This window comes from Sphingomonas sp. MS122, assembly GCF_049532975.1.
GTDB lineage: Bacteria > Pseudomonadota > Alphaproteobacteria > Sphingomonadales > Sphingomonadaceae > Sphingomonas.
Genome location: NZ_CP186695.1, coordinates 762,495 through 777,409, shown reverse-complemented (window position 1 = coordinate 777,409; position 14,915 = coordinate 762,495). Strand labels below are relative to the sequence as shown.

Genomic DNA, 14,915 nt, shown 5'->3' with positions numbered 1-14,915 from the left:
CGGTCGGACTCAGGAACGAGGATCCGACCGCCAGAGTCAGGCCGTCAGAAGGCGACCTTGAAGACCCCGGTGACAGCGTGATCGACGCCGTCGCTGCCGAGAACGCCGGCATAGCCCACGCCGAACGCGATGCGAGGCGTCAGTCGCCAGCGCGCCTCGAGCCGGGCCACCGCAGCATTCTCCGACTGAGCGGCGCCCAGGACTTCGAAGACGTCGCCGCCTTCGAACCGGTGACGACCGACCGGGTCGACATCGCCCCAGTTCCGCTGCCAGCCGGCCATGCCGCGGACCGAGAAGGGGCCGCTCCGGGCAGTCTCGAACCGGATACCCAAGGTCGAGATCACCGCTTCCTCATTGATCTTCTCGCCGGACAGGGCGGCTTCCCCGCCCTTCTCAACGAAGGCGTCGCTCTGCGCGCGAACCGCCGCCACACTGGCGAAGGGTTCGACCCAGCCGCCGCTCACGGGCACGCGATAGCCGGCCTCAAGGAAACCTTGCAGCACCGACCCATCGTACTTCGCTTCGACCGCGTCCTGGAATCCCGGGAAGACGATGGAACGCTTGGTCTCCGTCACTGTCCGGGCATAGCCCAGGCCGGCCGAAACCCGCCAGGCGCCGAGATACACACCGCCGTAGACCACGCCGTGGATGCTCTCGACTTCGCCTCGGCTGGCGCGACGATCGACCTCAACCTCGGTCTTCGTGACGCCTAGGGCGGCGCCGATGGTGGCGGTTCCGCCGATAGAGCGGTCCAGGCCCACCATCATGCCGCGTCCATCACGGTCACCGCGCGCGGCGTTGAAGTTTCCGTCGCTGACGCCGCGGCCTTCGAACGCACGAGCCCAGATCGAGCCCGAACCGTCGGCGTCCGCCAACCGGTCCAGCACCGCGTCGCGCGGAAAACGGCTGTCCTCTACCAGGGCGGTGCGGACGGTCGCATGGACCTCCCCGGACAGTTGATCGAAGGCGCCCCGAGCGACCTCATCCGAAGCTAACATCAGCAAGGCATCTTTGAGCGGATTGCCAGCCGGGAGGCTGTCGGCGCCGCCGGCGGCCGCCTTCTGGTTCGGCGTCAGCCCCGCCTCGGCCAGCGCTCGGAGCTGACCGAACTCCACATAGGCCTGGGTCGCCGTATAGCCGTCACGCAAGCCCGCGAACGCGGTCAGGTAGACGTCGTCGAAGTCAAAGCGACCGGTGACACCCTGCTGGGCCTCAGCGACCACATAGCGATGGTGAAGCGTCAGCGCGCCGACCTGGTTGAGCGTCAGTTTCGAGCCGGTCTGAATCTCCAGCGTCCCTTCGGTGCGGAAGATGTCAGAAGCTACGCCTCCAAAGTCGACGCCGAGCGTCGAACTCGCCTGGAACACCGAGGCCGCCGAGGTCAGCAGCGTGTCGCCCGCGCCGCCGTCGATCAGCCAGAGCGAACCCCCATTGTCGAAGCGCTCAAGACCGGTCCAACGCGTGGTTTCCGCCGTGAAGGCGTCGCCGGCCGCGAAGATCAGGCCCCCCGCGAGGTTGGTCACCCGGTCGTCGGCGCCCGAGAACAGGCTCTCGCCGTTGCTGCTGTTCCAGACCTCGGCGTTGCGCAACCGGGCGCTGTCGCCCCACAGCTCGACCGTCCCAAGCAGGACGCCCGCGTTCTCAAGCGTGATCACGCCGCCCGAAGCTCGCACTGCCCGGGATGCCGGCAGGTCCTGATCGCCGCGGATGCTGCCGAAGTTGCCGATGACGATATCGCCACCGGTCAACGAAGAGGCATTGATGCCGGCGTCAGCGCCTTGGACTAGCCCGTGTGTGGTGATGCTGGTGAGACCCGCGCCCTGGTTCAGGGCAGAGATGCCGTTCGCGCCGCCGATAGCGTGCATGGCCTCGATGACGAGGTCGCCTGCGTCCTGGCCGTTATTGACGGCGACGCCGTCCTGCTGATTGCCGACCACCCAGCCAGTCGAAAGGACGAGCGTGTCGCCGCTGCCGAAGTTGTTGACCGCAATACCGTTCTGGCCGCCGGTCACGGCCGACGCGGTCACAGTCGCGCCGGTACCCTGGGCGCCGGCGTAGACACGGATGCCGTCCCCCCCGGCGCCGATCACCGAGGCCGACGTATTGACCGTGACGACGCCCGTTCCGGTATGGCTTGCGGACACGCCGTTGTCGCCAGCCATCACCGTATCGACATCGATGCGCAGGCTCTGGCCGAGTTGGCTGTTCGAGACGCTGACGCCATCGCCCTGAACCGCGGTCACAACGCCTTCGGAGACCACCAGGGTTTCGCCAGTTCCTCCGTTGTCGACGCTGATGCCCGCCCCGTTTGCCTGAACATTGCCGGTGAAGACCGTCACGCCGCCCGCGGACGCGCCGTTGTCGACGCTCAGGGCCGTGCCTTCGGAAACCAGATCGCCCGTCCGGATGAAGGTGTTGGACCCGCCGTTGTTGATCGCGACGATCGCCGCATCGACGCCCGAGACATCGGCGACGTCGATGAGCAGTTCGCCCGAGCTGGCTTCGTTCTCGGCACGAATGCCGATCTCGTTGGAAAGGACCGGACCCGCAGCGCGGAGCACTGTTCCGCCGAGCCCAGAATTGTCGATGCGGACACCATAGTCATTGCCCATGACCGCTTGCAGATCCACAGTGACGTAACCAGACGACGGTCCCGCCTCGACCCAGACGCCGTCCTCCTCCTGGCCAACGACGTCGCCGGCGGCCGCTACCACGATCCCGCCCGTACCGGAGTGATCGACCTTCAAGCCCCAATCGCGGCCTATGACGTCTTGAGCAGCGGTCACACTGACGTTCGTCGCCTGAACGCCGGTCCGTACCGAGATTCCGGAGCCCTCTTGGCTTACGACTGTTCCGTCGGCACGAACGTAGACAAACCCATTGCCCTCCTGGGAAGCACCGATACCGCTGCCGTTGTCGGCTCGAACGTCCTTGGTCCAGATCGAGATGTTCCCGGCGAGAACGTCGTTGAAGGCGTTCACGCCGCTCCCTCCTGCGACCATGCTTCCCTCAACCGTAATCGAGGTGTTACCCGTTCCCTGGTTTGCGACCGAGATGCCGGTGCTGCCGGCCATGACATTGCGGGTGATGACGGCGATGTCTCTCGCCGTCGTGTCATTGTGCATCTGCAGGCCAATGCTCTGCGAGTAGACGTCGCGGGTCCGAATGAAGGTGTCCGACGTCCCGTAGTTGTTGCCGAAGAAGGCGGGGTCCGCCCCGTAGAGGTCCGCAACATCGACGAACAGCGCGCCGGAGCCGACTTCGTTCGTGACCCGGACGCCAAGAATGCCCGAGATGGCGCCCGTCGCCCGGATGAAGGTGTCGCCCGTTCCCCCGTTGATGACGTTGACGCCGCGGCCGGTGGCGGTGACGCTTTTCAGATCGAGAGAGACGTCGCCTGTCGAGTCCGGGCCAGCCGTGACCGAAACGCCGCGCGTGCTGACGCTGGTCACGTCGCCGGTCACTTTCAAACTCACGCCGCCCGGACCGTTCTGGTCGATCTCGATGCCCCTGTCCTGCGCCCGGACCGACGATAGCAGGAGGTTGACGTCGCCCGTGCCGATGACCCGGACGCCGTCGCCGCTCGAGTTGTCGATATGGCCGTTCCAGGTGACGTTGATGTCGCCGCCATTCGCCGTCGCGAGGCCGAGGCCTTGCAAGCCGAGATCTGAGTCGATCTCGCCGTTCGAGACGATGATCAGGTCGCCCATGTCCGAGGAGAAATATGCGCCGCCGCCGGCCAGACGCGACCCCTCGATGTCGATGTAGCTGACGGAATCCTGGCCGTTCACCTCGAAGCTGGATCCGCCGCCGTTCGAGATGGTGTCGACCGTGAAACCGGGTGTGGTCGTGATCGAAACAGTCGGTCGATTGATCGTCTGGGTCGAGTCCAGCGATCCCGAGCAGGTGAAGACGTTTGCCGGGTTCTCGACGCACTGGGCCTTGGCGGGAGAAGCCAAGCCCACGAGGCTCATCGAGCCGACCATCAGCGCGAGGCCGGACACGGTGCGATGCAGAGTCGAAGCACGCCGACGGCGCGATACAAGGGCAAGCGAATGAAGAAGCAGCGGAGCCATAGTGGTGATCTTTCGTTCCTGATGGGGGGCGCCGCCCCGGCGCGATCAGGTTCGAAATTCCCACGAACACGGCGCTACGGCGGACGCGGCTCATGTTTAGGCAATCGCCGTTCCACGTAGAGTTGCACCGACCGTCACCGAACGACGCCGTTTCCATGCAACCGTTGCACGATGCATGACATCCTTCTCATGCAGTCGTGGGCCCGCACAGTTACTCTGAGATGCAGAAAGAGCCGGATTCGGACGTGCTTTCACGGCGAGGTGAACATCGGGATGGTGCGTGCAACCCCGCATGCGCCGTCCCCTTCCTGGGTGCAGGCGATACATTCCTTGCACTCAGTGATACATCCTCCGCGATAATCACCGGGATGCTTGCGTACGACGCGCCGAGTCGGCTCCAAGAGTTACGGAGGCCAATTGGCCGAGCCCTAATCATCCCGCCACCTCAGGCGCAAGGGACACTATCCTTTTGCTCAACGTCCAACTCCTGCGCTCTATGATCGTCGAGTTTGAGACGAATGTCTGACGACTTCGCACAACGGCTGACTTTGGCGCTGAAGGCTCTTTCGATGAGCCGCGGCAGACTCGCCTCGGAAATGGGCGTCGACAAGTCGCTGGTGGGACGATGGGCATCGGGCAGCGTGCGGCCGTCCGCTCATAATCTGGAGCGGCTGACGCATTTCCTGGCGAAGAAGCAGCCCGGCCTGACGCTGCTGGACTGGGATCGCAGCTTGCCCGAGTTCGCGACGCTGTTTGGCGTGGCTGCTGCTGTCGAGGCCAAAGCAAGACACGGCGCAGGCCTTTCCGGAGCGCTGCGAGACATGGTGCGCAACGCAGTGGATTCGGATTTGACCGCTTATGAGGGCTTCTGGCGCACCACGCATGCCTCGGTGTTTCAGCCCGGACGCTTCTGCCAGCAACACGGGATCATTCGCATCGAGGACGACGAGCTGCACTTCGAGCTCGGCGCGGACGGCATTCGCTACGGCGGGTCGATGTCCCCAGTGGAAGGTCAAGTGTTCGCCATCGCGAGCGACAGCGTGCGCCAAGTACCCTCATTTCTCATTTTGAATGTCGTGCCCATGCCCAAGATTGTCCTGATGGACGGGATTTTGATCGCTGCCAGCAGCTCTCTGCGCATACCCTCCGCCTATTCGATCATCTTCGAGCGGGTTGGGGATCTCTCGGGAAATCGAGCCGCCGATGACGCCCATGGGATGAGCTTGATGCAACGGGCCGAGTTCGTCCACGACGACGACGTAGCAGAGGTGGTTCGAGAACACCTGCTGCGCGATTTCGGTCCCAAGGCAGCTGGAGAAGGCGGGGAGATGATGCTCACCGCGGCTCTGACGCCGCGGCTGGCGCAAATCATGGCGCTATCCCAGGCCCAGATGGCTCAAGTTTCACCTGCAAACGGCCGGTCGCTGGTTTCCTTGCAATCATCCCGGCTGGGTTCAGCGCATCATCTCCAGCTGAGCGGTTCGTGAGCTAGTGTTCGATCTCAAGCTCATGTTGCTGACGGCTACGCGCCCTCATTTCAGACGTTCAGCTGGCCCACCCGGGTTCCCGGAAGCAGTCGTTCGATGGCTATTAGTTTGGCCGCCGCTTGTCATATCAACCCGGACGGGCAGTGTTTCACACCGGAAATTGCTCGCCGCGCGGGTCGATCCGGTACCTTCGTATACTGCCTGCTTGGGATATGGACAGAGCGGCCGTTGCATGGCGATCCTGCCCGCCTCATCGATTGAAAACTTGGTCGCAACGATGCGGTCGGGCGCCTCGCCGCGATCGGCCCAGGCGATCAGCGCGGAGAACAGGTCGTGCCGCGCATCTTCGGAGGGCGGACGCGGCGGGATGCCGAGCGTCGTGTTGAACGCGTCGGGCCCGGTGCCGCCACCGCAATGCATCATGCCCGGCGCCAGGAACAGGCGGGCGCTGTCTGCAAGCCTAGCCGTGCCGCCGATCTGGGCCGCGTGGCGATCGAAGAAGGCGACCGACTGGCCCGGCGCGACGAGCGTATCGGCAAGACCGTGATAGACGATCAGCTTGCCGCCGCGTGCGGCGAACGCTGCGAGGCTGCCGCGCGTCGCGTCATTGACGATCCCGTCCAGCCGCGCGTCGACTGCCGGCATGTCGCGATCGAAGGCGAAACCCTTCCAGTCCCAGTTGGCGCCGAACACCCATTTGAACAGCGCACCGAAGGGGGGCTGATCGTTGATCGGCTTTTGCAGGAAGGACCAGCCGAACGTGTCGGGCATCTCGCTGCCCGGCAGCCAGCCGTAATAGGTCGGCTTGCCGTCCCGATCGGTTGGCCCGGAATAGAAGGCGCGCGCGGTCTCGACCTCGCCTTCGGTCAGGCAGCTGTCGGACGACGTGCCCTTGCACTGGAGAATCTTCGGATCGAAGCTGCAACGCATCGGGTCCGAGATGAACGGGTCGCCCGCGAGCCCGTGCCCTTGCCGCCAGCACGTCGCGATGGCAGCCTTGTTCAGCAGCTTGAGCTTCGCCTCGGACAGCAGGTGCCCGGGCGCGCGGTTCGCCGCCGCATAGTTCCACAGGACCGCGGCATGGCCCCAGGTGCGGTTCATGACCGGTGCCCCTACCAGGATGCCGTCATAGTCGCCCGGATAATAGAGCGCCTCGATCAGACCCATCTGCCCGCCGGTCGAACAGCCGGTGTAGTAGGAGCGCCTGACCTCCTTTCCATAGAAAGCCCTGGTGATCGCCTTGCCAGTCGTCGTCATCGCGTGGGTGGAAAGCCGGCCCCAGTCGCGCCACTTGCGCGGCTGGCCGATCAGGGCATCGCCCTCCAGCGGCGTGGCGGGCGCGGTCCCGGCATCGGTGGTCGCGGTGGCGAAGCCGCGCCGCAACCCTTCGACCATCCCGGAATAGCCGAGCGCGAAGGTGCCGGCGAAGCCGCCGCTGCCATTGCCGTGGAACACGCCGGTCCAGCCCTGCGCCGGCAACCACAGCTCCACGCCGACGTCGGAGCCGGGCTCGGATCGCACGCGGGCGACGACGCGACAAAAGCTGGGATAGCCCGGCACATCGCCCGTGATTGTCGCCTCGTCCGGCTTGGCCGGGACCAGCGTCGCGCTGGCGATGGCGGTATCGGGCAGCTTCAGGCGCGCGAGCGCGGTGCAGCGGGCGGTGGCGTCCGCGGGGCCCCGGCCCTGTGCCAGCGCCACCCCCGGGGTCGTCCAGCCGATCGTGGTCGCCGCGAGAAGGGCGATGTGCCTGCGCTTCATGATTCTCTCCATTGGTGCCGACACGGTCGTTTCAGTCACGCTCATGCGACGTCACCCGGCGAGGACCGCTTGATCAGCCGGGCGAGCCACAAGAACAGCAAGGCGGCGATGAGATACATCGGCGCCAGCGCGTAGAAGGCCATCTGCAGCGAGTGCTCGTCATAGGCGGGGCGGAAGAAATCGCTCGCGATGCCGACGAAGGTCGGGCCGAGGCCGAGGCCGACGAGGTTCATGACGAGCAGCAGCAGGGCGCCGGAAATCACGCGTGCACCTGGTGCCACCTCGCCCTGGACGAAGGTCACTGTTGCGGGAAGGAAGAAGGAGTTGAGGAACAGCGGGACGAACAGCAACGCCAATGCGACTTCCCACCGGTCCGCTGCGGCGAAACCGAGGAAGAAGGGCAGGGCGAGCACCAGCGACAGCGCGGGGATGACGGCATAGGCCGCCTTGTTTCTCACGGCGAAGCGGTCGATCAGCTTGCCCGAGACGAAGATGCCGGTGCCCATGCCGAGGCCGACTGCGAGCGCATACCAGATGGCGACCTCGTCCAGCGCCATGCCCTTTTCGCGCATCAGGAACAGCGTGGCGAAATTGCTGAGCCCATAGGTGATGAAATTGGCGGCGCCGCTGGCGAGCGCCGCGACCGCCAGCACCTTGTTGCTGAAGAAGCCGATGATCGCCTGGAGGAAGCTCGGCGCCGGCTTGCCCGCCGGCATGGGGGCGGGCGCCGGATCGAAGCGGCCCCGCACCGGCTCGGGCACCAGGAAATAGACGAAGATGGCGGTGAGCACGCCGATCGCGCCGACGACGTAGAAGGGCAATCGCCAGTCAAAGGCAGCTGCGAGCGATGCGCCGAAGGCGACGCCCAGCGCGGAGCCGATCGGCGGGCCGAGGTTGAAGATGCCCATCGCGGTGCCGCGCTGTTCGCGCGGAAAGGTATCGGAGATGATGGCATAGGAGGGCGGCACGCCGCCCGCCTCCCCGATGCCGACCGCCATGCGGGCAACGGCGAGCTGGCCGTAATTGCCCGCCATGCCGCATGCGATGGTCGCACCGCTCCACAGGCCGCAAGCGAGCGAGAGGATCTTCACGCGGTTCGTCCGGTCGGCCAGCCAGCCGACGGGAATGGCGATGAAGCAGTAGAACAGCGCGAAATAGAAGCCGGTGATGTAGCCGAGCTGGCTGTCGGTGATCTGCAGCCCGTCCTGGATCGGCTTGGCCAGGATCGAGACGAGCTGCCGATCGAGGAAATTGAGCACATAGACGAAGCACAGCATGGTCAGCACTAAGCCGCGACTGCCCTGCCGGCCGGGTTCGGCACGCGCTTCAGTGATCGCCATCGGCCTCCATCCCTTCCTGTTCGGTCTGCCAGCGCTGCGCCTGTTCGATATACCAGGGCAAGACTTCCGGCGTTGCGGTCGCATCCGCGCTGACCACCTTGGTGACCGGCCATCCGGCGAACAGTCGCTTGATCGGCAGCTCCTGCTTCTTCCCCGACAGCGTGCGCGGGATGCCCGGCGCGGCGATCAGCCGGTCGGGCACGAAGCGCGGCGACAGGCCGGTGCGGATCGCGGCCGTGACCGCCGCTTCCAGCGGCGCGTCGACACGCTCGCCCTCCGCCGGCACGACGAACATGATCAGCTGGCTGCCGCCAACCTCCCCTTCGACATCGATGATCATCGTGTCGGCGATCTGCGGCAAGTGTTCGACGGCGGCATAGATCTCGGCGGTGCCCATGCGCACGCCATGCCGGTTGATCGTCGCGTCGCTGCGGCCGGAAATCGTACAGCTGCCGTCGCTGCCGATGGTCAGCCAGTCGCCGTGCCGCCAGACGCCCGGCCATTCACCGAAGTAGGATTCGCGGTATCGGCTGCCGTCCGCATCGCCCCAGAAATAGAGCGGCATGCTGGGGAAGGGCCGCGTGCAGACCAGCTCGCCGACCTCGTCGATCACCGGGCTGCCCTGTTCGTCCCATGCCTCGATCGCGGCGCCGAGGTGACGGCATTGCAGCCGGCCGGGCGTGTCGGGCAGTTCGGGGTTTCCGGCCATGAAGGCGGCCGCGATCTCGGTGCCGCCGCTGACATTGCACCACCAGATGTCGGGTCGGCCGAGCGCGGCGAATTGCGCTGTGCCCCAGCGCTGCACGTCGGGCGGCAAGGGGGATCCGGTGCTGCCGAGCGCGCGGATGCGATCGACCCCCGGAATCTCGCCGATCTCGATCCCCGCCTTGCGGCAGCTGGCGAAGAAGGCCGCGCCGGCACCGAACCAGGTGACGCCGCTGCTGGCCGCGAAATCCCATAGTCGCGTCCAGTCGGGATCGGCCCTGGTGCCGCTCGGCGCGCCGTCGAACAGACAGATGGTCGTGCCGCTGAGCAGTCCGCCGACCTGGATGTTCCACATCACCCAGCCGCTGGCGCTGTACCAATGGAAGCGGTCGCCGAGATTGTTGGCCGTGTAGCTGGGGCCAAGATCGAAATGCAGCCGGCCGGCGGCGGTGGCGAGGACGATACCGCCATGACCGTGCACGATCGCCTTGGGCAGGCCGGTGGTGCCGCTGGAGTAGAGGATCCAGAGCGGGTGATCGAAGGGCAGCCATTCCGGCTCGAATGCGGCGACCGCGCCGTCATCGCGGTCGGTCGCGGCCGCGAAGTCAACGGCATCGGGCACCTCGGCCTCGCTGCAGCCGCTGGCGACAAGGAAGAGCGTTTCGATGCAGGGCAGTTGCTTGCGGATTTCGGCCACCGCGGCGCTGCGGTCCAGGGCCTTGCCCGCATAGAAGACGCCGTCGACCGCGATCAGCGCCTTGGGCGCGGTCTGCCGCCACCGGTCAAGCACCGCGCTGATGCCCATGTCGGGCGAGCAAAGTGTCCAGATCGCTCCCAGACTGGCGCAGGCGAGCAGTCCGACCACCGCCGCCGGGATATTCGGCAGATAGGCGGCAACGCGATCCCCCGGCACGATCCCGCGCGCGCGGAGCTCGAGCGCGAGCGATGCTGCCTGGCGCTGCAGGTCCGTCCAGCTGAGCGTCAGACTGCCCCCGCGCTCGTCCATGGCGATGATCGCAGGCTGACCCGCCTGGTCTGCGGCAGCCGCATGCCGGAACACCTGCCGTGCATAGTTGACTTGGGCCCCGTCGAACCAGCGCGCGCCCGGTATCCCGTCTTCGTTCAGGACGGCAGTAAAGGGCGTCGGGGAAGCGATCCCGTCAAAGTCCCATATGCTGCGCCAAAAGCCGTCGAGATCCTCCACCGACCAGCGGCGCAACTCCTCATAGGTCGCGAATTCATTCTGATGCGTGGCTTTCAGCCAGTCGCGATACAGGCGGATCTGCGGAATGGGGGTCGAGAAGTCGGGGCTGCTTCTGGTGCGGGTCATTGAATGGCGAACCTTGGCTGGTGTCAGTCGGTCGGGGATTCCGGGGATCGGCGGGCGGCGCCCCCGTTGGAGGAGCGCTGCCCGCCATTGTTCAAAATGAGCTCCGCAGGCTCATCGCCGCATAGCGACCGATCGGATTATAGGCGCCGCCGATGCCGTCGGTGCCCGGGAAGAAGGGCGGGGTGGCATCGAACAGATCGTTCACCTGCAAGCCGAGCTCCATGCCCTTGGTGAAGGCGAGATCGGGCAGCCGCACCGATAGTCGAAGATCGACCGTGGTATAGCCCCCCGATTTGTAGAGGCTGGAGCCGGTCGGCGTCGCATAGGACGCGGTGACGCCCGTGCGATGGTTGACGAAATTGACGAAGGTGACCGGGCCCGCCGTGACGCCGAGCGTCGTGCGCAATGTGGCGCGCGGGATGCCCGCGTCGAGCGAATTGCTCTCGACCGAGGTCGGAGACAGCTGGTTGCGGTAGTTCAGGATGTAGTTACCGGCGATTCCCCCGAAGATCGTGCCGAAGCCCACCGGCTGCCGGTAGCGAACGTCGAAGTCGATCCCGTTGGTCTTGCGAACGCCGAAATTGCCCTGTCGCAGATCGAGGATGTTGCCGATCGCCGGGATGGCCGAGAAGGTGTAGAAGAACGGCACGGTGTCCGTGATCGCCGCGCTCAGCTGCGCCGCGGTGGGATTGCGAATGACTCGTGACGCGAAGGTCGGGTCGCTGAACAGCAGCGCGCCAAGGCCCGACGGCGTGCCTATCACATCGTCATATTTGATGTCGTAGAAGGTTACGCTCGCGGTCAGGTTGGGCGCGAATTTGGGCCGGAGGTCGATGCCGAACGAATAAGTGCGCGCGGTTTCCGGCGTCAGCGCCTGATTGCCGCCGAACAGCAGGATCGTATTGACCTGCGCCGCGCCGCGCGACGGGTCGCGGGCACCGAAGGCGTCGACGAGCGCGGCGGCGGAATAATAGGAGCCGACGGTCGAGCCCAAGTCCCGCAGCCCCGGCGCGCGGAACGACCGGCCGAAGCTGCCGCGCAGGTTCACGCCCTCGACGGGTTCCCAGGTGAGGCCGACCTTGGGATTCGTGGTCGAGCCGAAATCGCTATAATGGTCGTAGCGCCCCGACAGCGACAGGGTCAGGCTGCGGGCCATCGGCCCGGCATTGCCCTCGCCGAAGAGCGGCACGAACAGTTCGCCGTAGAGCGACCGGACATTGCGCTCCAGGTCTTCCGGGAAGCCCACCCCTCCGCTCGAGCCGCGCTGCATATAGGTCTCGCGGCGATATTCGGCGCCGAGCGCGATCTTCACCTCGCCGCCCGGGAGCCGGGCCAGCGGGCCGTCGACTTTGACCGCGCCGATCCGCGTGCGCTGGCGATTGGTGAAGTCGGTGGGATTGTCGAGAATGGCGGCGACCACCGCCGGGTTGGTCCGCGTGCCGAAGGGGTCGAGCGCGGTCGCCGCCGTGGTTCCGGCCGCGGCGGCGGTCAGGGCCGTGGTGTTGATGCCGGGCTGGAAGGTGTCGTTGCGCGACCAGTTGTAGCTGCCGTAGACACTTGCCTTGAAATCGCCCGGCAGGTCGATGTCGATCCCCGCCGTCGCATTGCCGGTGCGTACCCGGAAGCTCTGGTCGAAATGATCGGCGCCGACCAGCCTGTCGGGCCGGAAGTCGAAATAGCCGAAGAGCGACCCCGTCCCCGGCGGCGCCCGGAAAAAGGGATTGGCGGCGGTGATCAGGACGAACGTCTGCCCCGGCAGGGCGGCCTGCACGATATCCTCCCGATCCGAATAGAGGAGATCGGCCCACAAGGTCACATTGCTCGACAGCTCCTGGCGAGTCGACACCAGCGCGCTGTGCGTGCGGTTCTGCGGCATGAGGTCGACCGGGCCGCGCGGATCGCAGGTGTTCAGGCCCGGCGCCAGGTCCGGCGCAGCGTAGATCGTCCCGGCGAACAGGTTGACGTTCGCATCGGGGCAGACGGCGGAGCGGCTGTCGATGCCGCCGGCCGCGCGGAAGTCGAGCGTGCGGTAGCGGCGGTCGGCGCCGGTGATGTTGCTGTTTTCCTGGTATTGATAGGCGACGACGAGCGAGCCGCTGGCCCAGTCCTGGCCGAAGATGCCGCCGGCGTTGAAGGCATGATAATCGTCCGCCATGCCGTACCGGACAAGGGCCTCGAGGCCGGCGACGCGCTTGCGGGTAATGAAGTTGACGACGCCGGCGACGGCATCCGACCCGTAGATCGCCGACGCGCCGTCGGCGACGATCTCGACCCGTTCGATCGCCAGTTCCGGGATGAACGGAAAGTCGGGATTGGTCTGCTGGGTGCTGCCCGAGATCAGGCGATGCCCGTTCATCAGCGGCAGGGTGGCGGCGGTCGGCAGTCCGCGCAGTCCCGGTGCGAAGGACCCGAGGCCGCCGTTGCTCGTGCGTGGGGCAGTGTTGAAGCTGTTGAGCTGGGGCACCGTGGCGAGCAGTTCGGGTGTGCTCGCGGCACCGATCAGCTTGGCGTCCTCCCGCGACACGCTGATCAGCCCGGATCCGGTTGGCGGGATGCCGCGGATGCTCGTGCCGGTGATGACGATGTCGGCCTCGGCTTCGGCTTCGGCAGCGTCTTGCTGGGCGCGATCGCTCGTCTCGGCGCTCTGGGCTTGAGCGGCGGCCGGCATGCCCAGTGCCGCCAGCGCGAGCGCGGTGCGGCACAGCAGTCGCGCACGATATCCCATGCGAGTGGTTCGGATCGACATGACGTTCTCCCCTCCTGGATCTGTCTTGGTCGCGGACACGGCCGCTGCCGCACTTTGTCGGCTTGATGCCATGCTTATGGTCTGACACACCCTCTCGTAAGCGCATTTACGGACATCGCTGTGTCTTCAGCGGACATGTGGAGAGGGGGTCGAAGTCATGGCCATGGGGGTGAAAGACGAGAGCGGGCCCACCGGCCGCAACGCCCGCGCGGGGTTCCCCTCGCTCAACCAGCGCAGTTTCGCGCCGTTCAAGATCGCCACCGTGATCGATACGGTCGCCACCCGTGGTATCGCGCCCGAGACGGTGCTGGACCGCACCGGGCTGACGCTGGCGGAGGTGCGCGATCCCCACACGTTGACCTCGATCGGGCAATATCTGATCGCGTGCGAGAATATCGTCGCCGCCGGCGCGCAGTTCGCCGATGCCTTCGCGATCGGCTCGCGCCTGCACCTCTCCGCTTATGGCATGTATGGCTATGCGCTGATGTGCTCGCCGACGATGCGCGACTTCTTCGACTTCGCCGTGCGGTACCAGCCGCTCGCCACGCCGACCGTCCGCCTGGAATGGCGTACCGAGGGCGACGTTGCGATCTGGCAGTTCCGCGAAATCTACCGTGACGTCATGAGCAGCGACGTCCGCACATTCCTGGTGCGGCAGCAGATGAAGATGACCTTCACGCATATTCGTGACACCGCCGGCGCCGACAATCTGCCGGTGCGCGCCCTGTTCGCCCTTCCGAAGGATGCGCACGCGGCTGGTGACGCGCTCGCGTTGTCCTGTCCATGCCGCTACGAGCAGTCGGCCAACGAGCTCCATTATCCGATCGGCATCCTCGAGCAGACACCCGAATTGGGCAACCGCCTGACCAGAACGATGCTGGAGGAGACGTGCGAGCGACTGATCGGGCAGTCGCGACTTTCATCGGGCTTGTCGGGCGAAGTGTATCAATTGCTGCTGAATGCACCCAGCCAGTTTCCGTCGATGACGGCGGTTGCGGCACAGCTGGGCCTGCAGGAACGAACGCTTCGGCGCCGCCTCGCCGCCGAAGACTCAAGCTACGGCGCGATTGCCGATGATGTGCGACGAAAGCTGGCCATCGAGTATCTGCAAACCACCCGGATGAGCGTCGACGATGTGGCCTGGAAGGTGGGCTTCAGCGACAGTGCGAATCTGCGCCGGGCCGTCAGACGGTGGACCGGTAGGACGATCAACGAGGTCCGTGCAGGGAAATGAGGAATGACAACCGTTGAGCCGAACGGGCGGTCGGCTGCAGACTAGTCGAGGCCGCTGTCAGCCCCGGACCGCCGCCGGCATCCAGCACGAACGACATCAATCCACTTCTCTTCGCTACTTACGCATCGATGTGACGATGTAATTCACACTCAAGAGAGTGAATGTTGACATGGTTGATGCGATCGGCGACACCAACGCCAGGTCGACACACGATCGACGGCATCGAGGAGAGGCAA

General features: G+C 65.7%; 7 protein-coding genes. 2 read left to right on the top strand and 5 right to left on the bottom strand.

Annotated features, from left to right (window positions below):
• Nucleotides 1-44 precede the first annotated feature (44 nt).
• A complete protein-coding gene (locus tag ACO227_RS03530) occupies nucleotides 45-4,076 on the bottom strand; it encodes an autotransporter domain-containing protein (RefSeq protein WP_423605338.1) in 4,032 nt (1,343 codons plus the stop codon).
• 518 nt (nucleotides 4,077-4,594) lie between these two features.
• Here ACO227_RS03530 and ACO227_RS03525 point away from each other — a divergent pair.
• The gene (locus ACO227_RS03525; protein WP_423605336.1) at nucleotides 4,595-5,563 is read left to right on the top strand and encodes a helix-turn-helix domain-containing protein; all 969 of its coding nucleotides are present in this window, start codon (nucleotides 4,595-4,597) and stop codon (nucleotides 5,561-5,563) included.
• A gap of 45 nt (nucleotides 5,564-5,608) precedes the next feature.
• Here ACO227_RS03525 and ACO227_RS03520 read toward each other — a convergent pair whose 3' ends face one another.
• The 4 genes from ACO227_RS03520 to ACO227_RS03505 form a co-directional block, all read right to left on the bottom strand.
• Nucleotides 5,609-7,324 carry a tannase/feruloyl esterase family alpha/beta hydrolase gene (locus tag ACO227_RS03520; protein WP_423605335.1) on the bottom strand — a complete coding sequence of 572 codons (1,716 nt, stop codon included), beginning with the start codon at nucleotides 7,322-7,324 and terminating at the stop codon, nucleotides 5,609-5,611.
• 41 nt (nucleotides 7,325-7,365) lie between these two features.
• The gene (locus tag ACO227_RS03515; RefSeq protein ID WP_423605334.1) at nucleotides 7,366-8,664 is read right to left on the bottom strand and encodes a spinster family MFS transporter; all 1,299 of its coding nucleotides are present in this window, start codon (nucleotides 8,662-8,664) and stop codon (nucleotides 7,366-7,368) included.
• Complete coding sequence (locus ACO227_RS03510; RefSeq protein ID WP_423605332.1) at nucleotides 8,651-10,699, bottom strand: acetoacetate--CoA ligase; 2,049 nt, start codon at nucleotides 10,697-10,699, stop codon at nucleotides 8,651-8,653. Before ACO227_RS03510 ends, ACO227_RS03515 begins: the two co-directional genes overlap by 14 nt.
• 91 nt (nucleotides 10,700-10,790) lie before the next feature.
• Entirely contained in the window at nucleotides 10,791-13,445 is a 2,655-nt protein-coding gene (locus tag ACO227_RS03505; protein ID WP_423605330.1) for a TonB-dependent receptor plug domain-containing protein, read from the bottom strand.
• A 157-nt stretch (nucleotides 13,446-13,602) separates the two neighbouring features.
• On the opposite strand from ACO227_RS03505, the gene ACO227_RS03500 reads away from it, so the two are divergent.
• Nucleotides 13,603-14,679 (top strand): AraC family transcriptional regulator ligand-binding domain-containing protein, encoded by a 1,077-nt coding sequence (locus ACO227_RS03500; RefSeq protein WP_423605328.1) that lies wholly within the window; start codon nucleotides 13,603-13,605, stop codon nucleotides 14,677-14,679.
• Nucleotides 14,680-14,915 lie beyond the last annotated feature (236 nt).